The organism is Simplicispira lacusdiani (genome assembly GCF_003604195.1).
Taxonomy (GTDB): Bacteria; Pseudomonadota; Gammaproteobacteria; order Burkholderiales; family Burkholderiaceae_C; genus Simplicispira; species Simplicispira lacusdiani.
In genome coordinates, this window is record NZ_QXGR01000001.1 from 49,446 (window position 1) to 74,159 (window position 24,714).

The window sequence follows — 24,714 nt, forward strand, 5'->3', positions numbered from 1 at the left end:
GGCCTTTCAGCGTGCGCGCAGCGCGGACTGCGGATCGGCGATCACGGGCTCGCCCGGCGCCACGCCGCTGAGCACTTCGACGCGGTCGCCCTCGGCGCGCCCCAGGCGCACCTGGCGCAGCAGCGGCTTGCCGCCCTCGCCCTGCACGTAGACGCCCGTCAGCTCGGCGCGGCGCACGATGGCGCCCAGGGGCACGGTGACGCTCGGGCCGCCCTGCGCCGCACCCTGCAGCCACAGGCGCGCGAACATACCGGGCACGGCGCCCTGCGGGCCGGCGCCCAGCTCGGCGCGCACCTGCACCGTGTGCGTGGCCGGGTCCACCGTGGGCAGCACCTGCACGCGCTCGGCGCGCGGCCACTGCCGGTCTGCGGGCAGGCCGGGCAGCTCGACCCGCACCGCGTCGCCTTGCACGCTGCCCGCCGCCGATTGCGGCACGGCCGCGGTCACGCGCAGCGCGCCGGGGTCGTACAACGTGAGCAGCGGGCGGCCGGGCATGGCCATGTCCCCCAGTGCCACGGGCACCTCCGCCACCACGCCCGCGTAGGGCGCGCGCACGGTGTGCAGACCGGTCTGGGTGCGCGCGGCACCGGCCTGGGCCATTTGCGCGGCCACCTGCGCGCTGGTGGCCTTGAATTCGGACTCGGCCCGGTCCAGCGCCGCCTGGCTGATGTACTTCTTCTGGTGCAGCTGCTTCTGGCGCTCGTACTCGCGCGTGGCGACATCCAGCGCTGCGCGGGCCGCCTGCACCTGGGCATCGCTGGCGGCGGCGCTCTGGTCGGCCGCGCGGGCATCGATGCGCAGCAGCAACTGCCCGGCCTTGACCTGGTCGCCCGCCTTGACGTTGAGCTCGACCACGGCGCCAGGCACCTGCGCGGCGATCACGGTCTGGCGCACGGCTTCGACCACGGCGTCGTAGGCGGTGCGGCCCTGCAGCGCCACGGCCTGCGCGGGCACGGCGCCCGGTTCTGCCGCCTCGGCAGCGCCCGCCAGCGCGAGCGGCAGCGCCATGGTCAGGGGCAACGCGACAGCCAGGGTCTGGAAGAACGTCGGGATCTTCTGCATGGTCATTCTTTCTTGTCGTGCCCTGCCTAGCAGACAGGGCTGGTCCATCCGGTTTGTTTACGGTATTATTTGCGCAAATAATTAAATAGTCAATGACTTGATTATTTTCCCGAAAGGCTCGGATGCCAAGCACCCCCCTTCTTCTGACTGCCGCCTCGGGTCCCGACTCCCGGATGCGTTGCTGGACGAGGTGGCGGCGCATTTCCGGGTGTTGGGTGAGCCCACCCGTCTGCTGATCCTGCAGTCGCTGGGGCAGGAGGAGCGGAACGTCGGTGAACTGGCGCGGCTGTGCGGCTGCAGCCTGGCGAATGTGTCGCGCCACCTGGCGCTGCTGGCGCGCCACGGACTGGTGTTGCGCCAAATGCGGGGCCCGAACGCCTGCTACCGCCGGGCCGATGGCGTGGTGGATGTGCTGTGCGACCGGGTGTGCGAGCACATTGGCCGCCACTTCGAGCGCCGGCGGGCTGGATCAGCGCCCGTCCAGGGCGGCGACTGACGCCGCACCCTCCCAGCCCGCGCCCACGGCCTGGAACAACAAGGCACTGTCGGCCAGGCGTTGCGCCTGCGCCGCCACCAGGTTGCTGCGCACCTGCACCGCCTGCTGCTGCGCCACCAGCAGCTGCAGGTAGCTGGCGGAACCCAGCGCGTGCTGGCGCTCCATGGACTGCAGGCTGCCCTGGGCGGCGGCATCGGCGCGTGCCAGCGCGGCCAGCGCCTCGGCATCGCCTTCGACCGCACGCATGGCGTCTGCCACGCCGCGCAGGGCGTCGAGCACCACCACCTGGTAGTTGGCCGCGGCCGCGTCGAGGGCGGCCAGCGCCGCGCGCCGTTCGGCCGGCAGGGCCGGATTGAACAGAGGCTGCGTGAGCTGCCCGACCAGCGTCCACACCGCCGACCCGCCGCCGAACAGCGCGCCGGTGCTCAGCGCCTGGCTGCCCAGGCTGGCGCTGAGGCGGATCTGCGGGTACAGGCGCGCCACGGCCACGCCATGGTCGGCGCTGGCGGCCTGCATCAGGGCCTGCGCGGCCTGGATATCGGGCCGTTGGCGCACCAGCTCCGACGGCACGACCAGCGGCAGGGCCTCGGGCAGCCGGAAGTCGCCCAGCGTGAACGCTGGCGGCGCGGCGGCGCCGGGCGCGCGGCCCGCCAGCATGGCCAGCAGGTGGCCCGCCTGCTGCTGCTGCTTGCGCAGCAGGGGCAGACCGGAGCGGGTTTGCTCCCACTGCGCCTGCAAGGCCAAGGCTTCATCGGGCACGGCCTGGCCCAATCGCACGCGCTCGCGGGCCAGCGCCCATTGCCGCTCCTGGTTGTCCGCGAGCGCCTGCAGCGCCTCGCCCTGTGCCGCCAGCCGCGCCTGCGCGATGGCGGCCGTGGCCACGCTGGCCGCCAGGCCCAGGCGCGCGGCTTCGAGCTGGTAGCGCCGGTGCTCGGTGCGGGCGGCCACGGCTTCGAGCGCACGCCGGTTGCCGCCCGCCAGATCGAGCTGGTACTGCACGCCCACGCTGGCGCTGTGCAGGCTGAATTCACGGCCCGGCCCGGTTTGCCCCTGCGCGCTGGGCGACGTGCGCTGGCGCTGGCTGCCCAGCGCGAGGTCGGCGCGCGGCAGCTCCAGTGCCGCAGTCTGGGCCGATTGCAGCTCCTGCGCCTGGCGCAGCGTGGCTTGCGCGGCGGCCAGCGTGGGGCTGGCGGCGAGTGCCTCGTCGATCAGCGCGTCGAGAGGCTGCGACCCGAGCTGGCGCCACCAGGGCGCGCCCAGATCCATGCGCTCGCTCCAATGCTGCGCACCGCCCAGCGGGGCGGCGGCCGATGCCGTCTGCGCGCGGACAGGCGTGGTCAGCGCCCCCGCGTCTGCGGGTGGCTCCGGGGGCCGGAAGTCCGGCCCGGCAGCGCAGCCCGCGAGCAAGGCGGCCCCGGTCCACACGGCCCAGCGGCTGGCGGGCACCATGGCCTGGAAACGGTTCCACGGGTACTTCAACATGCAGGCCTCCTGGTGTCAGACAAATGCGCGCCCTTCGCCCGCTTCCTCGTGCGTGACGCCGTCGCGGATGTGGTAAATGCGCCGGAAGGTGGGGATGATCTTTTCGTCGTGCGTGACGACGATGATGGCGGTCTCGAAGCGGCGGGCCATGTCGTTGAGGATGCGGATCACGGCCAGCGCGCGCTCGCTGTCGAGCGGCGCCGTGGGCTCGTCGGCCAGGATGACCGGCGGGCGGTTCACCAGCCCGCGCGCGATGGCCACGCGCTGCTGCTCGCCGCCCGAAAGCTGTGCCGGCATGGCGCGGGCCCGGTGCTGCACGTCCAGCGCCTGCAGCAACTCCAGCGCGCGTTGGCGCGCTTCCTTGTTGGGCACGCCGGCCAGCATGGGCAGCAGCGCGACGTTGTCGGTCACGTCGAGGAACGGAATCAGGTAGGGCGCCTGGAAGACAAAGCCGATGCGGTCGCGCCGCAGCGCGCGCAGGTCGCGGGTTTTCCAGCCGTTGTCGTAGATCACCTCATCGCCCAGCGTCATGCGCCCGGCACTCGGTTCGATCACCGCGCCCAGGCACTTGAGCAAGGTGCTCTTGCCCGAGCCCGAGGGGCCGATCAGCCCGACCACCTCGCCGGGCGCGACGGCCATGTTGACGTCCTTGAGCGCGTCCACGGCGGTATCGCCCTGGCCATAGCGCTTGCGCAGCCCTTTAATCCGTATTCCTGCGTGTTCCATGTCAGCGATCCAAGGCGCATTGCGCAAGCCACAACATATAAAACGGGCGCGGCCCAAGACCAGCGGACGCCGCGCAAGGGCCGCCCCGCCGTGCTGGCGTCGTCCATCGTCCCGGCGAAGCCGAGAGAAGGAGGAAAGCGCGCAGCGGCTCAGGGGGATGTCGTCGCACTTCAGCCTCCCACCGCTTCGGCCGGATCGACGCGCAAGGCCGCCCGGATGGCGATCCCGCTGGCCAGCACGCAGATGACCAGGATGACCACCAGTCCGGTGACCGTGTCCTGCGGGATCAGCAGCACGTATTTGGGAAAGGCCGGCGCCATGAAGGTGGCGGTAATCTTGCCCACCACAAAACCGATCAGCCCCAGGCCCAGCGCCTGCTGCACGATCATGCCGGCGATGGTGCGGTTCTTCGTGCCAATGAGCTTGAGCACGGCGATCTCGCGGATCTTGCCCAGTGTGAGCGTGTAGATGATGAAGGCCACGATGGCCGCGCTGACCACGGCCAGGATGGCCAGGAACATGCCGATCTGCTTGGCAGAGGTGGCGATGAGCTTGCCCACCAAGATCTCCTCCATCTGGGGCCGGGTGTAGGCCGTGAGGTGCTTCCAGCGGCGGATCGACTGCGCCACCTCCTCCGGGTCGTACCCGGGCCGGGTGCGCACCAGCACGGCGTTCACAGTGGGGTTGCTGCTCTGCGAGGCGATCACTGCCTCCAGCAACCCGGGCACGCCGGGTCGGTTAAAGGCGGGGTTCTCCTCGGTGCGCCGACGGCCTTGCCAGATGGCGTCGTTGTCCTTAAGGAACTGCGCCGCCTGCGCGTCCTTGAGCGGGATGAACACCATGGGGTCGCCGCTGGACGAAACCATGCGCCGCGTCAGGCCCACCACGGTGTAGAAGTTGCGCCGGATCTGGATCCGCGCGCCCAGCGCCAGCCCGCTGGCGATGTCGGCCACGGCCTCATAGTGGCTGCGCGTGATGTGGCGTCCGGCCACAAGGTACGGCGGCCAGCCCGGCGCGCCCGCATCGCCGGGCGCGATACCGACCACCATGGCGCGCACGTCGCTACCGTCCTTGCGCACCTGCATGGTGAGGTAGGTGACATTGGCCGCCTCCAAGACACCCGGCAACGCCACGATGCCGCGCCAGGTGCTGTCATGCACGCTGGAGGATTCGGCGTAGGGGCCCAGCGTGCCCTGCTGCACCACCCAGAGATCGGCGCCGCTGTTGTCCAGCAGCGCGCGACCATCGTCCACCATTCCCCGGTAGACACCTGCCATGGTCAGCGTCACGCCGATGAGCAGGCCCAGGCCGACGCCGGTGAAGACGAACTTGCCCCAGGCATGCAGGATGTCGCGCCCGGCCAGGCTGATCATCGTGCCGCTCCAGCGATGTGCTCGACCACCTTGAGCGTGCTGCCCTCGTTCAGGGTCTTGGCGCTGTGGACCACGACGCGCTCGCCCTCCTTCAGGCCTGCGCGCACCTGCACATGGCCGTCCAGATCAGCAGCCCCGGTCTGCACGGGCGTGAAGTGCGTTTGCCCACCGTCGAGCCGCCACACCCCCATCTGCCCGTTCACGCGCCGCAACGCGGCATTGGGAATGGCAGGTGCGGCCGGCACCTCGGACAAGGCCACCGTGACCTCGGCCAGCTCGCCCAGCGGCGGCAGCGCCCGTGGCGTGCTGTCCAACGTGACCTTGGCGAGTGTTTCTTCGGTAACGGCGTCGGCCAGGGGCTCGACGCGCAGCACGCGGCCCGGCCATACCTTGTCGCCCGTAGAGCGTAGCGACACGCGAGCGGGCAGTCCGGCGGTCAGGCCGCTGGCACTGCCCTGGTCAAAGCGCGCATGGATCCACACGCTGGACGGATCGATCACCTCGACCACGGTCTGTCCGGGGACCACGGCGCTACCCGGTTCCACCAGACGTGCTGTCACCTGGCCGGCGGCAGGCGCCAACAACCGGAGGCTGGCCCGTTGCGCGCGCAGGGCGGCCTGCTCCGCGCGCAGGCGCTCGGCCTCGGCACGCGCCGCCTCCAGTGCAGCGTTGGCCACCAGCAAGTCCTGCTGGCGCGCGGCGGCCAGCTCCTCACTGGTGGACCGGGCTGCCAGCAGGTCGCGGTAGCGCTGAGCCTGCGCCTGTGCGTGCTGCTGGCGAGCCTGCGCCTCCTGCAGGCTCGCCTGTGCGCGCCGCGCGGCGGCCTCTTGCGCGCGCAGGCGTTCGTCCAGGTCCACGGGGTCCATCTCGCCCAGCTGCTGGCCGGGTTTCACGCTCTCACCCACCTCCACATCGAGCCTCCGCAGCCGGCCCGCGACCGTGGGGCCGATCCGGTAGGTACGTTGCGCCGCCACGGTGCCGATACCGAACAGTGACGGCGTGACCGACCGGCTCTCCACTGTTGCCACCGTGACATCCACCGGGGCCAGCGGGCCCGAACGCAGTGCCAAGTAGACGAACAGCGCAAGCAGCGGCAGCACGACGGCCAGCACGGCCAGCGTGCGTTGTTGCATGGGAAGACGGTTCATGGCGCGCTCCGGATGCCACGTTGGTAGATGGCAAAGACACGGGGGGCGTCGCGGCGGATGCGGCCCACGTCGCCCGCGAGCATGGATTGCATGACCAGTCCCTGAATGGTGCCGATGAACAGGGTGGCTGCCGCCCCGTCATCGAGGGCCGGGTCAAGCTCGCCGCGTTGGCGGCCCTCCTCCATCAGTCGACGCAGACGCTCGCCATAGCGCACCAGCAAGGTCTGCACCATGCGCTTGGGCAGGGTTTCGCCAGCGCGCTGCAATTCGCCAAACATCATGCGCGGCACGCCCGGATGCTGCGTGACGAAATCGGCATGGGCCATGAACATCGCCTGCAGGGACGCGATCGCTGTGGCGTGTCCCTGCGCCGCCCGATCGATGCGCGCCAGCAGTTGCTCGGCCACCCATTCCATGACAGCCTGGAGAATGGCGTCCTTGCTGGAGAAGTGACGAAACAGCGCACCTTGGGTGACCTGCATGTGCTGCGCGATGGCGGTGGTTGTGATCTCACTCGGGTTCTGCGTGGCCGCCAATTCCACGAAGGCGTCCACAGTGGCTGCCCGCCGCTCTTCGGCGGGCAGGTGCTTGGCATGGGTAGGGGCCATGGTGTCGATCGAATGTAAGTAATCTATTACTATCTTATAGATTCAACCTCTTTTTTCAATCAGACGTGGCAGATCCATGGCGCAAGAAGGGTCACCCATGGCGGTCGACCCGCCACCATGGAAGGCCTTTCCCCTATTGCCCCCACTCCATCGCTCCCTAGAATCCCCGGAGGCCGTGGCCTGGAGGCATGCCAGGGCGCGGCCGCAGGCTCTGTTCCCGTCATTTCAGGAAGACACGACATGCCCCACGGTGCGCGCGCCCAGGCGCTGGCCGATTGGCTTCTGACCACCGATCCGCGCCAGCGCATCCGCCTTGCGATGGCCGGATTCGCCGCGCTGCTGATGCTGTGCTGCGCCGCCATCGTGAACCTGATGGCCCTGGCCGGCCTAGCGCGCCAGGACTGGGTGGGCTGGTGGACACTGATCACTCTCTCAGGCCTGGCCCTGCAGCTGGCGGCCATCCGCAGCGGCTGGTCGCTGCGGCTGCGGGACCCGTCACTCACCCAGGTCCAGATCCGCTATGCGTTGGCGTGCAACGCCGCGGGCTACGCCATCCTGGGCGAGGCGCGGGGCATCACGCCCGTGATCCTTTCGCTGGTGCTGATGTTCGGCATCTTCGGCATGTCGCCGCGCCAGCTGGCGGCCAACATGCTCTTCGCGCTGGGGGTGTTCGCCGCCGCCTTCGTCGCCGTGGCCTGGATGGATGAGCCCGGCCGCAAACCCGCGCTGGAGCTGGCCTACGCCGCCATGATCGTGCTGGTGCTCATCGGCAGCACCTTCATCGCGATCCGGCTGCAGCGCATCCGCAGGCGCCTGACGCGGCAGAAACAGGCGCTCACCGGCGCGCTCGCGCAGATCGGCCACCTGGCCACGCACGACGAGCTGACCGGCCTGGTCAACCGCCGCCGCATGACCGAGCTCATGGCCGTCGAGCAGTTGCGCTGCGCGCGCAATGAACGCCCCTTGATCCTGGCGCTGCTCGACCTGGACCATTTCAAGCACATCAATGACAACCACGGACACGCCATGGGCGACCAGGTGCTGCGGGCCTTCGCCGCCACCGTCCAGGCGACCCTGCGCAGCACGGACGTGCTGGCCCGCTGGGGCGGGGAAGAGTTCGTGCTGATGCTCTACGACACCGATCCTGCCTGCGCGGCGCCCTTGCTCGAACGCGTGCGCCTGGCGGTGCAGGCGCTGGAGACACGCGCTACGGAGCGGGTCCTGCGGGCCACGGTCTCCATCGGCCTGGCCATCGGGGAGCCCGGCGAAACGGTGGAACGCATCCTGGAACGCGCGGACGAGGCGCTCTATCTGGCCAAGGCCCACGGCCGCAACCGCGTGGTGGTGCATGGCGCCGCGCTGGAGACCGCCTCCGCGCAGGACGCCGGGCACGGCACCTGGCCGGAAATCTAGGGCGCTCAGCGCAGGCGCGGCGGCGCCTGCAATTGCTCGGGCGTGGTGAACCAGGCGCTGCTCTCCCCCATGCGCGCGCGCGCCTGGGCAAGTTCATGGCGGGCCACGCTGCGCAAGTGCACCTCGTCAGGGCCGTCCATCAGGTGCAGCGCCCGCCCCCACGACCAGAACTGCGCCAGCGGCGTGTCGGGCGACAGGCCCATGGCGCCGAACACCTGCATGGCACGGTCGACCACCCGGGTCTGCAGCCGCGCCGCCACGACCTTGATGGCCGCCACCTGGGCGCGCGTGCGCGCCACGTCCACCGCGTCGCCCTGGTCCAGCAGCCAGGCCGTCTGCAGCACCAGCAGGCGCGCCTGGTCGATCTCGATGCGCGACTCCGCCAGCCAATCCTGCACGTTGGCATGGTCCGCCAGGTAGCGTCCGAAGGTCTGGCGCTCCAGCGCGCGCTCGGCCGCCAGGGCCAGCGCCAGTTCGCACTGCCCGATGGTGCGCATGCAGTGGTGCACGCGCCCTGGCCCCAGGCGGGCCTGCGCCATGGCGAAGCCGTCGCCCCAGCCGCCCAGCAGATGGTGAGCGGGCACGCGCACACCCTGGAGCAGGATCTCGCAGTGGCCCTCGGGCGCATGGTGGTGCAGCACGGCGATGTTGCGCAGCACCTGCACGCCCGGCGCGTCGAGCGGCACCAGCACCATGCTGTGCTGGCGGTGCACGCCGCCGCTTTCTTCCCCGGCGTTGCGGCACATGACGATCAGCAGCCGGCAGCGCGGATGCGCCGCGCCGGTGATGAACCACTTGCGGCCGCTGAGCACGAGCGCGTCGCCCTCGCGCCGCACCGTGGTCTGCAGGTTGGTCGGGTCGGACGAGGCCACGTCGGGCTCGGACATGGCGAAGGCCGAGCGGATGCGGCCGTCGAGCAGCGGCTCCAGCCACTGGCTGCGCTGGGCATCGCTGGCGAAACGGTGCAGCAGCTCGATGTTGCCGGTGTCGGGCGCGCTGCAGTTGAAGACCTCGGCCGCCCAGGGCAGCCGGCCCATGGACTCGGCCAGCGGCGCGTATTCGAGGTTGCTCAGGCGGGTGCCGGGCTCGCCATCACGCAGGCCGGGCAGGAACAGGTTCCACAGGCCTTCTTCGCGCGCCAGGGCCTTCAGGTCCTCCAGGAATGGCGGCGGGTAGACGCCGTCCTGCACCGAGCGGTGCCAAGCGGCGTTGTGGGGCAGCAGGTAGCGCTGCAGGAAGGCATCCAGGCGCTGACGCAACTCCAGGGCCCTGGGGGAATGAGCGAAGTCCATGCCGCATTGTGGAAGAGCGGCAGGACGCCTGTCACAACGCAGGTGACAGCGCGGCTGCGGACCTCGGGCTGGTAGTGGCAAGGCTCAGCACCACGGCCAGCAGCAGTGCCGCCACCACGTTGTGCGCCAGGGCCACGCCCAAGGGCAGGCCGCCCAGCACCAGCCCCGCGCCCAGCGCCACCTGCAGGGCCAGCAGGCCGAGCACGGCGGCAGCGGCGGCTTGGCGCCCGCTGCGCCAGGCTGCGGCGGCTAGCGGCAGCAGCAGCAGCGCCACCAGCAGACCGCCCGCGCGGTGCAGCGCATGCACCCCCGCACCCGCGGGATTGCCGGGCTGGGCCGCGCCGGTCTGGGGTTCGTGCCAGGGGTCGAGCGTCTGCCAGGAGGCGGCGCTGGTATCGCATCCACCCAGCTGCGGGCAACTCAAGCCGGCATACCCGGCGCTGACCATGCCTCCCAGCGCCACATTGAGCACCAGCGCTGCAGCGCCCAGCCAGGCCCAGCGCGCCACGCCAGAGCCCGCATCGCGCCCCCGGCCCTCGGGCGCCCGGCCGGCCGCCAGCGCCATGCACACGCTGAGGGAGAACATCGCAAAACCGCCCAGCAGGTTGCCCAGGGTGACCGCCGGGATGCGCGCATTGGCCGTCCACCGCCCCAGCACCGCAAGGAACAGCGCCAGGAACAAGAGCCCCAGGGCCATGCGCCCCAGGGGCCAGAGCGCGGGGCGCGACCCCAGTGCCGTCATCACCATCACCAGGACCAACAGCAGCGCGCTCGACGCGATCACGCGGTGCGCGAGGCGGGCCGCCGCCGTGGCGGTATCGGCCTCCTGTGCCGCCGCGCCCTGCTGTTGCGCGCGCAGTTCCTGCCCATAGCACTGCGGCCAGGGCTCGCAACCCAGCCCGGCCTTGGACAGCCGGATGAAGGCGCTCAGGCTGGTGATGACCAGCACCATCACGGCGCACAGCCAAGCCATGCGGCGCAGCAGTTCCAGGCGCCGGCGGGAGGAAGGAAGGGTGGGATTAGCCGCTTCATCGGACATGCGCAAGGTTTCCTGTGGATTTTGTTGTCGAAAAAATACAGCTTACAAAACTGACACGCCACCCGATAGACAGACCATCCGCTCTGGCAAAAGATGCATGTCGTGTACTGGAAATCACGTTTCGCAGCACATTCTTACGTCTTGTTTCTGGCGCGGCTAACTATTCATCCGCCATGAACTATTGATTCAAATCATGCTTTTCTTGACGTTTCAGATCAAGAATGTAAGGTACTTTCAGGTTTACCAAGGAGAAGACATGAACCACCATGAAGATGAGAATGAGAAAGTTCCGCTCATGCAACAGCTGTTGGACAACCCGTTCCTGCTGCTGTTCCTGGGTGTGATGATCCCCATGATTGTGTACAACCTGTGGGGCGTCATCGACATCCTGACCATCCCAGCTGCCAAGTAAAGGAGCCTTACCCATGAGCGCAATTCTTCCCCCCTCAGAGCGGCTGTGGTGGAAACACCCGCTAGACCGCCTCGAAGCCGTCTGGATCGGCATCGCCTTCATCTGGTGCATGGTCATGTTCTTCATGATGGTGCTGTGGCATATCTACGGCAAGCAGAACCTCTCGACCGAGACCTACAAGACCACCCCCGACAAGTTCACGGCCGCGACGCAGGCCATGGTGGACAAGCACACCGTCCGCACCGAAACCGACGAGAAGGTGCCGGTCGTGGCGCCCCCGGAAGGCTCCGACATCTACCTGATCGGCCGTCTGTGGAACTGGTGGCCCATCCTTGAACTGGAAAAGGGCAAGACCTACAAGCTGCATCTGACCTCCATGGACTACAACCATGGCTTCTCCCTGCAGCCCACCAACATCAACATCCAAGTGGTGCCGGGCTACGAGCACGTGATCAAGCTCACGCCGAACGAATCGGGCACCTTCTCCATCGTCTGCAACGAGTACTGCGGCATCAACCACCACGCGATGGTGGGCCGCATCTACGTGAAGTGATAGGGCGGAGGAACTGACATGACTACTGCTACGACTTACCGCACCTGCCCGCGCTCGGGCCTGCAATTCGAGGCCCAGGCCGAGAAACTGATGATCGCCAACGCCTTCGTCGCCGTGGTGGCGCTGCTGGTGGGCGGTCTGCTGGCCATCGGCGTGGTGCTCACGCGCTGGCCCGCCGTTCACTGGCTCGCCGCCGACACCTTCTACATGGTGCTCACGGCCCACGGCATCGACATGCTGATCTTCTGGATCATCTTCTTCGAAGTCGCCGTTCTGTACTTCGCCTCGTCCACGCTCTTGCGATGCCGCATCGCGACACCCAAGATCGCCTGGCTGGCCTTCGTGCTGATGGTCGTCGGCGCCGTGATGAACAACGTCTCGGTGTTCCAGGGCGGCTCCAGCGTGATGATGACCTCGTATGTGCCCATGATGGCGCACTGGTCGTTCTACCTGGGCCTGATCCTGTTCGCCGTCGGCGCGCTGATCGCCTGCTTCGTGTTCTTCGGCACGCTGGTCGTCGCCAAGCGCGAGAAGACCTTTGAAGGCTCGGTGCCCCTGGTGACCTTCGGTGCCACCACGGCCGCCATCATCGCCGTGTTCACCATCAGCTCCGGCGCCATCATCCTGATCCCGACCTTCCTGATGGCCATCGGCCTCATCAGCGAAGTCGATCCGCTGGTCTACCGCACCATCTGGTGGGCCTTCGGTCACTCGTCGCAACAGATCAACGTGGCAGCCCACATCTCGATCTGGTACGCCGTGGCCGCCATCGCCTTTGGCGCCAAGCCCATGTCCGAGCGCGTCAGCCGTGGCGCCTTCCTGCTGTACATCCTGTTCCTGCAGCTCGCCAGCGCCCACCACCTGCTTGCCGACCCCGGCATCAGCACCGAGTGGAAAGTGGTGAACACCAGCTACTTCATGTACTTCGCCGTGCTGGCCTCGATGATCCACGCCCTGTCGATTCCTGGCGCCATGGAAGTGGCCCAGCGCGCCCGCGGCTACGACAAGGGCCTGTTCGAGTGGCTGCGCAAGGCACCCTGGAGCAACCCCGTGTTCTCCGGCGTGTTCATCTCCCTGGTGGGCTTCGGCTTCCTGGGCGGCATCACCGGCGTGATGATGGGTACCGAACAGCTGAACCTGCTGATCCACAACACCATTTACGTTCCTGGCCACTTCCACGCCACCGTGGTGGTCGGCACGACGCTGACGTTCATGTCGCTGACGTACTTCCTGATCCCCGTGCTGTTCCGTCGCGAGATGATCAACCCGGGCCTGGCCAGGATTCAGCCCTACCTGTTCGGCTTCTCGATGTACTTCTTCTGCCTCGTGATGATGGGCGCCGGCACGCTGGGCGTTTCCCGCCGTCACTGGGACATGGCCTTCAGCGGCGCGGCCCTGGCCTATGAGTGGCCCGGCGCGGCCTACCTGATGATGGGTCTGGTTGGCATCGGCGGCCTGGTGGCCATCGTCGGCGGCGCGATCTACATCTACATCACCGTCGGCTCCCTCCTGTGGGGCAAGAAGCTCGACACCGGCACCGTGAGCGCCAAGTTCACCCCGCTGATGCGCGCCGCCCCCACCGCTGCTGCACAGACCTACGGTTCCGCAGGTTTCGTGGCCCCTGGCACCTTCGTGCTGGCCATGTTCTTCCTCGTGACCTTCGTGCTCTACTACTTCGTGAACTGGAAGTACCTCGGCCAGCTCTGGAGTCTCAGCTAAGCGGATACTGCGCCATGCACACCACCACGCTCAAGCCCGCCGGGCGCAGTGCAGCGCAGTTGACGCGCGACGTCATCTCGCTGTTCAAGCTGCGCATTGGCGTGCTGATCATGATTACCGCGCTCGTGGGCATGGCGGTCTCGCCCGGCCCCTCGCCCAGCATGGCACAGGTCCTCGTGCTGGCGCTGTCGGTGCTCATCGCGTCGGCGAGCGCGGGTGCGTTCAACCAGTATGTCGAGCATGAAAGCGACCGCCTGATGGCGCGCACGCGCGGTCGCGCGTTCGCCACCGGTGCGCTGCCCCACCACCCTGCCTGGCTGGCCCTCATGGCCGTGCTGCTGGCGGGCGCGGTGGCGGCGGCGTGGCTGGTGCTCAACGGGATGGCCGCGCTGTACGTCTTCCTGGGCGCCTTCTTCTACGGGGTGGTCTACACCCTGTGGCTGAAGCGCCGCAGCACGATGAACATCGTCATTGGCGGCCTGGCGGGCAGCTTCGCCGTGCTCGCGGGTGCGGCCGCCATCGACCCACAGCTCGGCCCCCTGCCCATGCTGCTGGCCCTCGTTCTGTTCCTCTGGACGCCACCCCACTTCTGGAGCCTGGCGATCGCCAACCGTGCCGATTACGCACAGGCGGGCGTTCCCATGCTGCCGGTCGTTGTCGGTCCCGAGCGCGCCGCGCGCACCGTGCTGTTCAGCACGGTGGCGCTGTTCGTGGCCTCGCTGCTGCCCATCGGCTTCGGCGCAGGTCCGGTCTATGCCGTTGGCGCTCTTGCCGGCGGCCTGCATTTCGTTCACAAATCCTGGCTGCTGGCGCGCGATACGAACCGCGCCACCGCCATGGGTTCCTTCTTCGCATCGCTGGTGCAGTTGAGCGTCCTGCTGGTCGCCGCCTGCATCGACGGCTTCATGCGATAACTCCCAGCGGCAGGAATTCCCCATGCACGCCACAGTTCTTCTTCGCGGATACCTCGCGGTGGTGCTGTGCCTTGCCATGGGCCTGCTGCTGCCCCTTTCTTCCCAGGCCGCGTCGTCTCCCGACATGGGCCTGGACCGCGAGCAGGCCCTGCGCCTCAGCCAGGAAGCGATCGGCCGCAAAGTCGGCGACCACACCCTGCTCGACCGCGAGGGCCGGCCCGTGCGCCTGTCCTCCTACCGCGGCAAGCCGCTGCTGGTGAGCTTCATCTACACGGGCTGCTTCCAGGTCTGCCCCACCACCACGCGCTCGCTGCAGGAAACCGTGCAAGGCCTGCAGAAGGTCTTCGGCACCAACCAGTTCAATGTGGTGAGCATCGGCTTCAACCAGCCCGATGATTCGCCCGTGGCCCTCAAGGCATTCGCCGCCCAGTACCAGATCAACCAGCCCAGCTGGGAATTCCTGAGCCCGTCCATGAGCACCATCGGTGCCATCGCGAAGGATTTCGGCTTCGTCTACGCCCCCACCCCGGCAGGCTTCGACCATGTGCTCCAGGTTTCGCTGCTCGATGCCGACGGCCGCATCGTGCGCCAGATCTACGGCGAGAGCATCATGCCCGCCGAGATCGGCGAACCGATCAAGCTGCTGCTCAGCGGCGCCCCGGTGGAGCCCGCCACCATGCTGGACGACGTGATGGACCGCGTGCGCATCCTGTGCACCGTCTACGACCCCAAGACCGGCTCCTACCGCGTGGACTACACTCTGCCCATCCAGATTGCGGGCGGCGTGACCTTCTTCATCCTCATGCTGGTGTTTTTCTTCAACGAATGGCGCTCGAACCGACCTGGCGCCCGCACGAAAGGGGCGCGCCGCGTCTGACGCCCGTCGTTCAATGTCGCCTTCTGGTTCAGGCTTCGTCCGCGAAGACCTTCCCGCTCAGCAGTCCACCTCCCCGGTTCCCCGCATTGCCGATGCCTACCGCGCCATCGAGCATGCCTTCGATGCGCCCTTCGGCGGCGCGCTGAACCCGCTCAAGCACCTGGGCGCACTAGGGTTCCTGCTGTTCTGGCTCCTGGTGACCACCGGGGTCGTGCTCTACGCCATCCTCGACACCTCGGCCGCGGGCGCCTACCCGTCCATCAACGACCTGGCACAGGTCCCCTGGATGCTGGGCACGGCCCTGCGCGGACTGCACCGCTACGCGGCCGACGGCTTCGTCATCGTCATGTTCGCGCACCTCGCGCGCGAATGGGTGCTCGGCCGCTACAAGGGGTTCCGCGCCGTGCCCTGGCTGACCGGCATCCCCCTGATCGCGCTGGCCTTTGTCTGCGGCATTGGCGGCTTCTGGCTCAACTGGGACCAGCTGGGCCAGTTTTCCGCGATCGCCACGGCGGAGTGGCTCGACGCGCTGCCTTTCCTCGCATCGCCCCTGGCGCGCAATTTCCTCGGCGACGCCAACCTGAACCGCCTGTTCACGCTGTTCGTCTTCGTCCATCTGGGCGTACCCCTGCTGATGGTGTTCGGGCTGTGGTTCCACATCCAGCGCATCAGCCGTGCCCGCGTCTTCCCGCCCCGCGCCATGGCGCTGGCCACGACGGCCACCCTGCTGTTGCTGGCGCTCGTGCTTCCCGTGCGCAGCCAGGGGCCCGCCAATCTGGCCACGGTGCCCCAGAACCTGCAACTCGACTGGATACTGCTCTTCATCCATCCGCTGACGGATGCCACATCCCCCATGGCGATGTGGGCCCTGCTCGTGGCGGCATTCGCCGCGCTGCTGGCACTGCCACTGCTGCCCGCGCGCGCGCAGCCCGTGGCCGTGGTCGACCCGGGCAACTGCAGCGGCTGCCGGCGCTGCTTCGACGACTGCCCCTACTCCGCCGTCACCATGGTGCCGCACACCAACGGGCGGCGCGGCGTGGAGCTGGCGGTCGTTGATGCCGACCTGTGCGCGAGCTGCGGCATCTGTGTCGGCGCCTGCCCCTCCTCCACGCCCTTCCGCAGCACGGAAAGGCTGGTCACAGGGATCGACATGCCGCAATCGCCCATACACGACCTGCGCGAGCGCTTGCTGCAAGGCCTGGCTGCCCTGCCCGGCCCGCGCCGCTACGTGGTCTTCGGCTGTGACCACGGCGCGCGCGCCGCATCCACGGCCGCACCCGACGTGCTGCATTTCAGCCTGGTGTGCGCGGGCATGCTGCCGCCCTCCTTCATCGAATACGCGCTGCGCGGCGGCGCCGATGGCGTGCTGGTCAGCGGCTGCCGCGCTGGCGGCTGCGAATTCCGGCTGGGCCAGCGCTGGACAGAGCAGCGCCTGAACGGCACGCGCGAACCCCATCTGCGCGCCTCGGTGCCCCGCGACCGCTGGCATGTCGCCTGGGCCGACCGTGGCGACGAAGCCGCGCTCGCCGCCGCATTGGATCAATTACGCGCCCGCGCTGGCGCCCCCGAATCAAACTTGCCCTTGGAGAGCACCCCATGACCCGAGCCTTCACCTGGACCGGCCAAGCCCTGCTGTACGGCCTTTTCGCACTGGCGATCGGCATCTTTTCGCGCTGGCCCCTGTACCACCCCCTGGAGCCAGACCGCGCGCTGGTCAAGGTGAGCTTCGTCCACCATGGCGTGCGCATCGCGGACTGCCGGCCCTACACCAAGGAAGAGCTGGCCAAGCTGGCCCCCAACATGCGCGCGCCGATGAAGTGCGAGCGCGAGCGCTCGCCGGTGCATATCGAACTCGATATCGACGGCAAGACGGTGTTCCAACGCACCGCCCCCCCCTCGGGCCTGTCCCGCGATGGGGCGTCCACCGTTTACCACAGCGTGGACGTTCCGGCAGGCGAGCACCGCATCACCGTGCGCATGAGGGACAACAAGACCGTCGAGGGTTTCACGCACCAGCATGACTCCACCATCACGCTCAAGCCCGCCCAGGTGCTGGTGATCGACTTCAACGCCGAAGAGGGAGGGATCATCCTGTCATGACCGCCATGCCCACGCACACCTTTGGCCACGGCAGCGGCAGTCCGCCACTGCCCGCCGTGCAATCACAGGCCGAATACGATCTGGCGGTCCCGCAGGACGCCCGCCGCACGCTCGCGCGTGGCTGGCTCTGGCTGGGCCTGCTCGCCTTGATCGGCTCCGGGCTGTTCTCCATCCTGCTGGTTTTCTCGCGGACACCAGGCATCAACAAGCTGCTGCCCGCAGCCGACTTCTTCCATATCTCGCTGGTGCTGCACGTGGACCTGTCGGTGCTGGTGTGGTTCGTCGCCCTGGGCGGACTGCTCTGGAGCATCAACGGATCGCAGCGTGCCACCGGCTGGGGCTGGCTGGCGCTGTGGGTCACGGCCGCCGGGACGGCCGCCATGTCCCTGGCCCCCTTCCTCGATCCCGGTGCGCCGGTCATGGCCAACTACATCCCGGTGCTGTCCTCGCCCTTGTTCCTCGGCGGCCTGGTCGTTTTCGGCGTGGGCGTGGCGGTGCTGGTGCTGCGCAGCCTGCTGTCGGCGCCCCGGCTGGGGTTCGGCTTTGGCGGCCAGGGCGCGTTGTCGTTCGGCCTGAACGCTGCCGCCGTGGCCACGGCCGTGGCCCTGCTCTCGTTTGCCTGGTCCACCGCGGTCGTGCCGCTGAGCCTCGACGGCAAGGCCTACTATGAAATCCTGTTCTGGGGCGGCGGCCACGCGCTGCAGTTCACCTGGACGCTGCTCATGCTGGTGGGATGGCTCTGGCTGGCGCATGCCTGCGGCGCCCACGTGCCGCTGAGTCCGCGCGTGACGCTGGCGATGTTCGGCCTGGCCCTGGCCGGTGTGTTCGTCACCCCCTATGCCTACCTGGCCCATGACGTGGCCTCGGTCGAACACCGCAACCTGCTGACCTGGGCCATGCGCGTGGGCGGCGGCCCCGCCATCGTCCCCGTGGGGCTGGCCGTGGTCTTCGCGCTGGCCCGCCAGCGCCTGGCGAACGACGCCATGCGCCCGCTGCGCGCGGCGCTGCTGTCCTCCGTGCTGCTGTTCGCGGCCGGCGGCGTGATCGGCGTCTTCATCAACGGCAGCAATGTGCGCATTCCCGCGCATTACCACGGCTGCATCGTCGGCGTGACGCTGGCCCTGATGGGCGTGGTCTACAAGGTGCTGCCAGCCCTGGGCTACGCCACGCCCCAGGGACGCCTGGCCACCTGGCAACCCTGGCTTTACGGCGCAGGCCAGCTGATGCACATCATCGGCCTGGTCTGGTCGGGCGGCTACGGCGTGCAACGCAAGGTGGCCGGCGCCGAGCAGGTGCTGCGCAGCACCGCCGAAGTGGCCGGCATGGGCCTCATGGGCCTGGGCGGCCTGATTGCCATCATCGGCGGACTGCTGTTCGTCGTCGTGGTGATCCAGGCCATTCGCAACACGCCCGCATCCGCGGGCCAATCACGGACGACACAACGATGAAACAACTCCAGGCATTGCTGCAGTGGCTGTTCCTGCGTGCCGAGGGACTGTTCAACTCGGCGTTCGGCGACCGCATCAACCCCCTCTACCACCTCGGTGCCATCACCTTCTTCCTGTTCTGGGTGGTCGGCGCGAGCGGCCTCTATATCTACGCCTTCTTCGAGACCGGCGTTTCCGTGGCCTATCCCTCGGTGATGTCGCTGACCCATGACCAGTGGTTCGCGGGCGGCATCATGCGCAGCATCCACCGCTACGCCTCCGACGCCATGGTGCTGACCATGATGCTGCACATGCTGCGCTACTTCGCGTTCAACCTGTACCACGGCTTCCGCTGGTTCTCGTGGGTGACCGGCGTGCTGCTGATCTGGATGGTCTATGCCTCCGGCATCAACGGCTACATGCTGCCGTGGGACCAGCTTGCGCAGTACGTCACCGTGGCCAGCTTCGAGTGGCTCGACTGGCTGCCGAGCTTCGGCGGCACGCTGATGCGCAATTTCGTCTACTCGAACCACGTCGGCGACCGTTTCTTCACGCTGCTGTCGTTCATGCACCTGGGTATCCCGCTGGTGCTGCTGATGGTGATGTGGATCCACGTGCAGCGCGTGCCCAAGGCGCGTACCACGCCGCCCCGCCCCATCGCGGTGGGCCTGCTGGCGTCCATGTTCGTGCTGTCGCTGGTGCTGCCGGTGGACAGCCAGGGCGGCGCGGCCAACCTGGCCGTCGCGGTCACCAACGTGAAGCTCGACTGGTTCTACCTCGCCGTCTTCCCGCTGCTCAACGAATGGTCCATGGGCAAGGTCTGGGCGCTCGTGGTGGGCGGCACCGTGGTCGTCGCCCTGCTGCCCTGGTGGCCGCCGAAGTTCCGCCGGGGCGAGAAGCGCAAGCACCTGGTCGTGGCGCACGGTGCCCAGGGCGCCAGCGCCGAATTCAAGGTGCGCGCAGACGAGACCATCCTCGACGCGGGCCTGCGCGAAGGCCTGGCCCTGCCCTATGAATGCCGCAACGGTGGCTGCGGCCTGTGCCTGTGCAGCGTGGAGCACGGCAGCGTCGATCACCGCCCCTACCAGCGCAGCGCCCTGCCCGACGCCCTCAAGGCGCAGGGCAAGGCCCTGATGTGCTGCGCCGTGCCGCGCGGCGATGTGGTCATCGAGGTGGACGGCTTCGTCCCCAGCGAAACCGCCACCATCGCCACGGTGCACAGCGGCACGGTGGCGGGCCTGGAACGCCTAGCCGAGGACGTGATGCGCGTGCTCATCGACCTGCCCGAGGGCCAGGCGCTCGATTTCGAGGCCGGCCAGTACATCGACATCCTGCTCGACGACGGCCAGCGCCGCGCCTTCTCGTTCGCCAACGCGCCGCACACGCGCGACCAGATCGAGCTGCATGTGCGCCTGATCCCCGGCGGCCGCTTCACCACCCATGTGTTCGAGGGCATGAAGGTCGGCGACACCCTGCGCTTCGAGGGCCCGCGCGGCAGCTTCACGCTGCGCGACAGCATGCACCCCATTCTGTTCGTGGCCGGCGCCACCGGCTTCGCGCCCATCAAGAGCATCGTCGAAGACGCCTTCCAGCGCGGCGTGCAGCGGCCCATGCGCCTGTACTGGGGCGTGCGCCAGCGCAAGGACCTCTACATGCTGGAGCTGTGCGAGCAGTGGCAGCAGAAACACCCGAACTTCACCGTGGTGCCCGTGGTGTCCGAGCCCTCCGAGGGCGACGGCTGGACCGGCCGCACGGGCCTGGTGCACGAGGCCATGCTGAAGGACTTCGCCGACCTCAGTGGCCACGAGGTTTACCTCTGCGGCTCGGTGAAGATGGTGGAGACCGCCGTGCCGGCCTTCCTGGCCCAGGGCCTGGGCGAGGACGCCTGCTTCTCCGACGCCTTCCTGATGGCCGCCCCGGCCCCGGCGCAGCAGTAAACGGGCTCCACGAAAAAGCGCCCGGCACCGTCAAGGTGCCGGGCGCTTTTTTATTTCCTCGTCAGAGGCCGAGGGACTCGTACAGCGCGTCCATGCGCGCCGTCACATCGGCATCCATGGTGATGGTGCGGCCCCATTCGCGCTGCGTCTCGCCGGGCCATTTGTTCGTGGCGTCCAGCCCCATCTTGCTGCCCAGGCCGCTCACGGGCGAGGCAAAGTCGAGGTAGTCGATGGGCGTGTGCTCAATGAACATGGTGTCGCGCTGCGGGTCCATGCGCGTGGTCATGGCCCAGATGACTTCCTTCCAGTCGCGCACGTCCACATCCTCGTCCACCACCACGATGAACTTGGTGTACATGAACTGGCGCAGGTGGCTCCACACGCCCATCATCACGCGCCGCGCGTGGCCGGGGTAGGCCTTCTTGATGCGCACCAGCGCCATGCGGTAGCTGCAGCCCTCGGGCGGCAGGTAGAAATCCACGATTTCCGGGAACTGGCGCTGCAGCAGCGGGATGAACAGCTCGTTCAGCGCCACGCCCAGCACGGCGGGCTCGTCGGGCGGCTTGCCGGTGTAGGTGGAGTGGTAGATGGCGTCCTTGCGCAGCGTGATGCGGTCCACCGTGAACACCGGAAACTCGGCCTGCTCGTTGTAGTAGCCCGTGTGGTCGCCATAGGGCCCTTCGAGCGCGTGCTCCCAGCCGCTGGCGTGCGTGGCGTCGGGCTGGATGTGCCCTTCGAGCACGATCTCGGCGCTGGCCGGCACGCGGAGCTGCACGCCCAGAGCGGGCGCCACCTCGGTGCGCGCGCCGCGCAGCAGGCCGGCGAACTGGTATTCCGACAGGCTGTCGGGCACGGGCGTCACGGCGCCGAGGATGGTTGCGGGGTCGGCCCCGAGCGCCACCGCCACCGGGTAGGGCTGGCCGGGATTGGCGGCGCAGTGGTCGCGGAAATCGAGCGCGCCGCCCCGGTGCGCGAGCCAGCGCATGATGAGCTTGTTGCGCCCCAGCACCTGCTGGCGGTAGATGCCCAGGTTCTGCCGCGCCTTGTGCGGCCCCTGGGTGATGACCAGGCCCCAGGTGACCAGCGGCGCCACGTCGCCCGGCCAGCAGTGCTGGATGGGCAGGCGCCCCAGGTCCACGTCGGCACCTTCCCACACCACCTCCTGGCACGGCGGGCTGCTGCGCTCCTTGGGCGCCATGTTCCACAGCGTCTTGAGCAGGCTGCCCATGCCCACCATCTCCTTGAAACCCTTGGGCGCCTCGGGCTCCTTGAGCGAGGCCAGCAGCTCGCCGAACGGCCGCAGCCCGGCGATGCTTTCCACCCCCATGGCTCGCGCCACGCGCTCGGGCGTGCCGAACAGGTTGCCGAGCACCGGCATGCTGTGGCCCGTGGGGTTCTCGAACAGGATGGCGGGGCCGCCCGCGCGCAGCACCCGGTCGCACAGCGCCGTCATCTCCAGGTGGGGCGAAACGCTCTCGCGCACCCGGCGCAGCTCGCCGCGCTGTTCGAGCTGCTGGAGGAAATCGCGCAGATCGTTGTAATGCATGGAATATAAGAGAAATTGGGCTCTAGCGCCCTATGGTACTGCGCTGTAAGCTATCTATTTGATAGCAAAAACCATTCACCCGCCCGGCGCCAGCCCTTCCCAGCGGGCCGCCAGCGGATGCTTCACCTCCAGCAGGTCGAGCACGCGCGCCACGCCGTGGTCCACGATGTCGGCCACGCTCTGCGGCCGCAGGTAGAAGGCCGGCACGGGCGGGCAGACGATGGCGCCCATCTCGGTGACGCTGACCATGTTGCGCAGGTGCCCCAGGTGCAGCGGCGTTTCGCGCGCCAGCAGCACCAGGCGGCGGCGCTCCTTGAGCACCACGTCGGCCGCGCGCGTGAGCAGGTTGTCCGACAGGCCGTGCGCCACGGCCGCCAGCGTGCGCATGGAGCACGGGGCGATCACCATGCCCGCGCTCTGGAACGAACCGCTGGCGATGGTGGCGCCGATGTTGCGCGCGTCGTGCACGGTGTGCGCCAGCGCCTCGACGGCGGCCGGCTCCATGCCGGTTTCGTGGCGCAGATTGCGCCAGCCGGCGTCGGACACGACCAGGTGCGTTTCGATGCCCGCGCAGCCTTGCAGCACCTGCAGCAGGCGCACGCCGTACACCGCGCCGCTGGCCCCGGAGATGCCAACGACGATGCGGCGCGCTTCAGGCATGGGAGGGGACCGCCAGGGGGTGTTCCTGCAGGTCGGTCTCGATGCGCGCGAGCACCTCGGCGGCCTCCTGGGGATCGAAATCCTGGTGGTTGCGCTTCTTCACCCCGTATTCGTGCAACTGGTAGTGCCGTTCGGGGGTGATGCCATGGCGCGCCAGCGAGCTTTGGACGCACACCAGCGGGCAGCCATCGAGCGCGATGATGGGCCGCCCCGACTGTGCCAGCCGGACCAGCTTGGGCACATCGCCCCCAACGCCGGCGATGCACGACATTTCGGCGACACCCTTGCGGTCCATGCGCACGGCCACGTGGTTGGCCAGCTGCGCTGCGCTGGAGCAGCCCGAGCAGGAATAGACCAGCGGCAGGGGGTCGGCGGGCGCGCTCATGGCTGCGTCCCCGGCGTGGCCCCCATGCCGGGGCGCAGCGCGGACAGGCGGGCCAGTACCTGGCGCGGGGTCCATTGCTGCAGGTCGAGCACGGGCAGTTCCAGCGCGTCGAGCGTGTTCTTCACCACCAGGCCGAGTTCGGTGTCGCCTTCCATGACCAGGCGGCGGTTGAAGAACAGCGTGTCCGGGTCCTGCTGGCGCTGGGCCAGCAGCAGGAAGTCGTGCGCGCTGGCGCTGATGCAGAGGTCGGTTTCGGCATGGCGCGCGCGCGGCGCGAAGGCGCCGCCGGTCCAGGTGAAGTCGAAGGTGACGCGCGCGTCGCGCACATGGATGCGCAGGCGCTTGTTCAGCAGCATCTCGCCCACGTCGCGCGGCAACTGGCGCGCGACGCCCAGGTTGAGCGCCGTGACCAGCAGCAGGGAGCCGGGGAAGGCCGGCAGGCGCGACGTCAGCGCGGCCAGGGGGGAAGGCAGGGTGAAGGGCGCGGGGGGAGTGTGGTTCATGGCGTTCCTGTGGGCATGGTGCTGCCGGCGCGGGGGCCGGCAGGGGCCGTGGTTTCTCGATTGGACAGCGTTGAAGGCCTCCTGGCAAGTCCCACGGCCAGCGTGGGGCCTGCGGGCCCGGATCAGGCCGTGGCCAGGGCCTGCGACTCCACCAGGTCCAGGCCGGGCTGGCCGTGCCAGTAGCCGTTGCAACTTTGCTCGGGCATGAGGGGCTGCAACCGTGCGCGGGCCTCGCGCGGGTCCAGGGAGCCTTTGCGCACGGCATCGAACAAGGCCACGATCTCGCCCGTGTGCTGGGCCTGCGGGCTGATGCGCGCCACGGCCACGCCCATGGCCTGCATGCGCGGCAGCTCGTCGATGAGGTTGTGCACGCGGGCCGACTGCGTCTGGATGCCGTTGAGCACGAGGAATTCCTCGCTCTCGCGCGTCTTGAGCATCAGGCCATCGGGGTGGTCCAGACAACTGAACTGGCAATCGTCCTTGGGCAGGTTGCGCTGGCGCGCGGTGAAGCAGCGCGCCGAAAAAGCCAGCGCCATGCGTCCATAGGCGAACACCTCGGTCTGCAGGTTCTGCGGGCCGTTCTGGATCAGGGCGGTGAGGTCCTGGTGCTTCATCTCCAGCGGCGCCACCCAGCGCGTGGCGCCCAGCGAGGCAAGCCACTGCAGCGCGGGCTGGTTGTAGATGTTCAGGTGCAGGCCGCCCACGAAGGGGCGCTTGGCCGAGGCCATGCGCTGCACGGCGCCCATGTCATTGGCCTCCACAAGGTAGTCCGTATTGTTCGTCACCTTGTGCATGGTGCTCACTTCCACGCCCGATTCGAGCAGCACCTGCGTGGACAGCACGGCCTCCTTGCCGGATGCGCGCATCAGCTCGGCGATGTCGAGCCAGTCCTGCAGGCGCAGCTCCTTGCGGCGCGAGCAGACGGTCTCGCCGAGGTAGACGATGTCCACCGGGGAGGCCGCGATGGCCTGGTAGAAGTCGAAATAGGTCTGGCGCGACCAGTAGTACTGCGGCGCACCCAAAGAGAGCTTGATCATGTTCT

23 protein-coding genes are annotated in these 24,714 nt (G+C 68.5%); 10 read left to right on the forward strand and 13 right to left on the reverse strand.

Annotated elements, in window-relative coordinates:
- Positions 1-6: 6 nt before the first annotated feature.
- Positions 7-1,062 carry an efflux RND transporter periplasmic adaptor subunit gene (locus D8S75_RS00225; protein WP_232828801.1) on the reverse strand — a complete coding sequence of 352 codons (1,056 nt, stop codon included), beginning with the start codon at positions 1,060-1,062 and terminating at the stop codon, positions 7-9.
- A gap of 190 nt (positions 1,063-1,252) precedes the next feature.
- Between D8S75_RS00225 and D8S75_RS00230 the strand changes: the two genes are divergently transcribed.
- Positions 1,253-1,558 carry an ArsR/SmtB family transcription factor gene (locus D8S75_RS00230; protein WP_306419004.1) on the forward strand — a complete coding sequence of 102 codons (306 nt, stop codon included), beginning with the start codon at positions 1,253-1,255 and terminating at the stop codon, positions 1,556-1,558.
- Here the strand turns inward: D8S75_RS00230 and D8S75_RS00235 are convergent.
- From D8S75_RS00235 to D8S75_RS00255, 5 genes are all read right to left on the reverse strand, one after another.
- On the reverse strand, positions 1,532-3,040 hold the full coding sequence (locus tag D8S75_RS00235) for an efflux transporter outer membrane subunit (RefSeq protein ID WP_119963929.1): 1,509 nt from the start codon (positions 3,038-3,040) through the stop codon (positions 1,532-1,534). The two genes, D8S75_RS00230 and D8S75_RS00235, sit on opposite strands and share 27 nt — an antisense overlap.
- 15 nt (positions 3,041-3,055) lie before the next feature.
- Complete coding sequence (locus tag D8S75_RS00240) at positions 3,056-3,766, reverse strand: ABC transporter ATP-binding protein (protein ID WP_119963930.1); 711 nt, start codon at positions 3,764-3,766, stop codon at positions 3,056-3,058.
- 170 nt (positions 3,767-3,936) lie between these two features.
- On the reverse strand, positions 3,937-5,139 hold the full coding sequence (locus tag D8S75_RS00245; protein WP_119963931.1) for an ABC transporter permease: 1,203 nt from the start codon (positions 5,137-5,139) through the stop codon (positions 3,937-3,939).
- Positions 5,136-6,287: an efflux RND transporter periplasmic adaptor subunit gene (locus D8S75_RS00250; protein WP_119963932.1), complete on the reverse strand. Its 1,152-nt coding sequence runs from the start codon at positions 6,285-6,287 to the stop codon at positions 5,136-5,138. The genes D8S75_RS00245 and D8S75_RS00250 overlap by 4 nt, the downstream gene beginning before the upstream one ends.
- Positions 6,284-6,895, reverse strand: a complete 612-nt coding sequence (locus tag D8S75_RS00255; protein WP_119963933.1) for a TetR/AcrR family transcriptional regulator — start codon at positions 6,893-6,895, stop codon at positions 6,284-6,286. Before D8S75_RS00255 ends, D8S75_RS00250 begins: the two co-directional genes overlap by 4 nt.
- 240 nt (positions 6,896-7,135) lie before the next feature.
- Here D8S75_RS00255 and D8S75_RS00260 point away from each other — a divergent pair, with 240 nt between their 5' ends.
- Positions 7,136-8,308, forward strand: a complete 1,173-nt coding sequence (locus D8S75_RS00260; RefSeq protein ID WP_232828803.1) for a GGDEF domain-containing protein — start codon at positions 7,136-7,138, stop codon at positions 8,306-8,308.
- Positions 8,309-8,313: 5 nt separating this feature from the next.
- Here D8S75_RS00260 and D8S75_RS00265 read toward each other — a convergent pair whose 3' ends face one another.
- Both D8S75_RS00265 and D8S75_RS00270 read right to left on the reverse strand, forming a co-directional pair.
- On the reverse strand, positions 8,314-9,600 hold the full coding sequence (locus tag D8S75_RS00265; RefSeq protein WP_119963934.1) for an acyl-CoA dehydrogenase family protein: 1,287 nt from the start codon (positions 9,598-9,600) through the stop codon (positions 8,314-8,316).
- A 31-nt stretch (positions 9,601-9,631) separates the two neighbouring features.
- Positions 9,632-10,639, reverse strand: a complete 1,008-nt coding sequence (locus tag D8S75_RS00270) for a COX15/CtaA family protein (RefSeq protein WP_232828804.1) — start codon at positions 10,637-10,639, stop codon at positions 9,632-9,634.
- A gap of 425 nt (positions 10,640-11,064) precedes the next feature.
- Between D8S75_RS00270 and D8S75_RS00280 the strand changes: the two genes are divergently transcribed.
- The 8 genes from D8S75_RS00280 to D8S75_RS00315 are packed head-to-tail and all read left to right on the forward strand — an operon-like array spanning position 11,065 to position 20,578.
- Entirely contained in the window at positions 11,065-11,604 is a 540-nt protein-coding gene (locus tag D8S75_RS00280) for a cupredoxin domain-containing protein (RefSeq protein ID WP_119963936.1), read from the forward strand.
- An 18-nt stretch (positions 11,605-11,622) separates the two neighbouring features.
- On the forward strand, positions 11,623-13,323 hold the full coding sequence (locus D8S75_RS00285; protein ID WP_119963937.1) for a cbb3-type cytochrome c oxidase subunit I: 1,701 nt from the start codon (positions 11,623-11,625) through the stop codon (positions 13,321-13,323).
- Between the two features lie 14 nt (positions 13,324-13,337).
- A complete protein-coding gene (gene cyoE, locus D8S75_RS00290) occupies positions 13,338-14,237 on the forward strand; it encodes a heme o synthase (RefSeq protein WP_119963938.1) in 900 nt (299 codons plus the stop codon).
- 22 nt (positions 14,238-14,259) lie between these two features.
- The gene (locus D8S75_RS00295; RefSeq protein ID WP_119963939.1) at positions 14,260-15,114 is read left to right on the forward strand and encodes an SCO family protein; all 855 of its coding nucleotides are present in this window, start codon (positions 14,260-14,262) and stop codon (positions 15,112-15,114) included.
- Between the two features lie 13 nt (positions 15,115-15,127).
- The gene (locus D8S75_RS00300) at positions 15,128-16,714 is read left to right on the forward strand and encodes a hydrogenase iron-sulfur subunit (RefSeq protein WP_119963940.1); all 1,587 of its coding nucleotides are present in this window, start codon (positions 15,128-15,130) and stop codon (positions 16,712-16,714) included.
- Positions 16,711-17,214 (forward strand): hypothetical protein, encoded by a 504-nt coding sequence (locus D8S75_RS00305; RefSeq protein ID WP_119963941.1) that lies wholly within the window; start codon positions 16,711-16,713, stop codon positions 17,212-17,214. Before D8S75_RS00300 ends, D8S75_RS00305 begins: the two co-directional genes overlap by 4 nt.
- 5 nt (positions 17,215-17,219) lie before the next feature.
- Positions 17,220-18,662 carry a cbb3-type cytochrome c oxidase subunit I gene (locus D8S75_RS00310; protein ID WP_232828805.1) on the forward strand — a complete coding sequence of 481 codons (1,443 nt, stop codon included), beginning with the start codon at positions 17,220-17,222 and terminating at the stop codon, positions 18,660-18,662.
- A complete protein-coding gene (locus tag D8S75_RS00315; protein ID WP_119963943.1) occupies positions 18,659-20,578 on the forward strand; it encodes a 2Fe-2S iron-sulfur cluster-binding protein in 1,920 nt (639 codons plus the stop codon). The genes D8S75_RS00310 and D8S75_RS00315 overlap by 4 nt, the downstream gene beginning before the upstream one ends.
- Before the next feature lie 61 nt (positions 20,579-20,639).
- Here D8S75_RS00315 and ubiD read toward each other — a convergent pair whose 3' ends face one another.
- From ubiD to D8S75_RS00340, 5 genes are all read right to left on the reverse strand, one after another.
- Complete coding sequence (gene ubiD, locus D8S75_RS00320) at positions 20,640-22,124, reverse strand: 4-hydroxy-3-polyprenylbenzoate decarboxylase (protein ID WP_119963944.1); 1,485 nt, start codon at positions 22,122-22,124, stop codon at positions 20,640-20,642.
- Between the two features lie 75 nt (positions 22,125-22,199).
- On the reverse strand, positions 22,200-22,784 hold the full coding sequence (locus tag D8S75_RS00325) for a UbiX family flavin prenyltransferase (protein WP_119963945.1): 585 nt from the start codon (positions 22,782-22,784) through the stop codon (positions 22,200-22,202).
- Complete coding sequence (locus D8S75_RS00330) at positions 22,777-23,169, reverse strand: putative zinc-binding protein (RefSeq protein WP_119963946.1); 393 nt, start codon at positions 23,167-23,169, stop codon at positions 22,777-22,779. The genes D8S75_RS00325 and D8S75_RS00330 overlap by 8 nt, the downstream gene beginning before the upstream one ends.
- Positions 23,166-23,672: a ubiquinone anaerobic biosynthesis accessory factor UbiT gene (ubiT, locus tag D8S75_RS00335; protein ID WP_119963947.1), complete on the reverse strand. Its 507-nt coding sequence runs from the start codon at positions 23,670-23,672 to the stop codon at positions 23,166-23,168. Before ubiT ends, D8S75_RS00330 begins: the two co-directional genes overlap by 4 nt.
- 122 nt (positions 23,673-23,794) lie before the next feature.
- A complete protein-coding gene (locus D8S75_RS00340; protein WP_119964360.1) occupies positions 23,795-24,706 on the reverse strand; it encodes a U32 family peptidase in 912 nt (303 codons plus the stop codon).
- Positions 24,707-24,714: the final 8 nt, after the last annotated feature.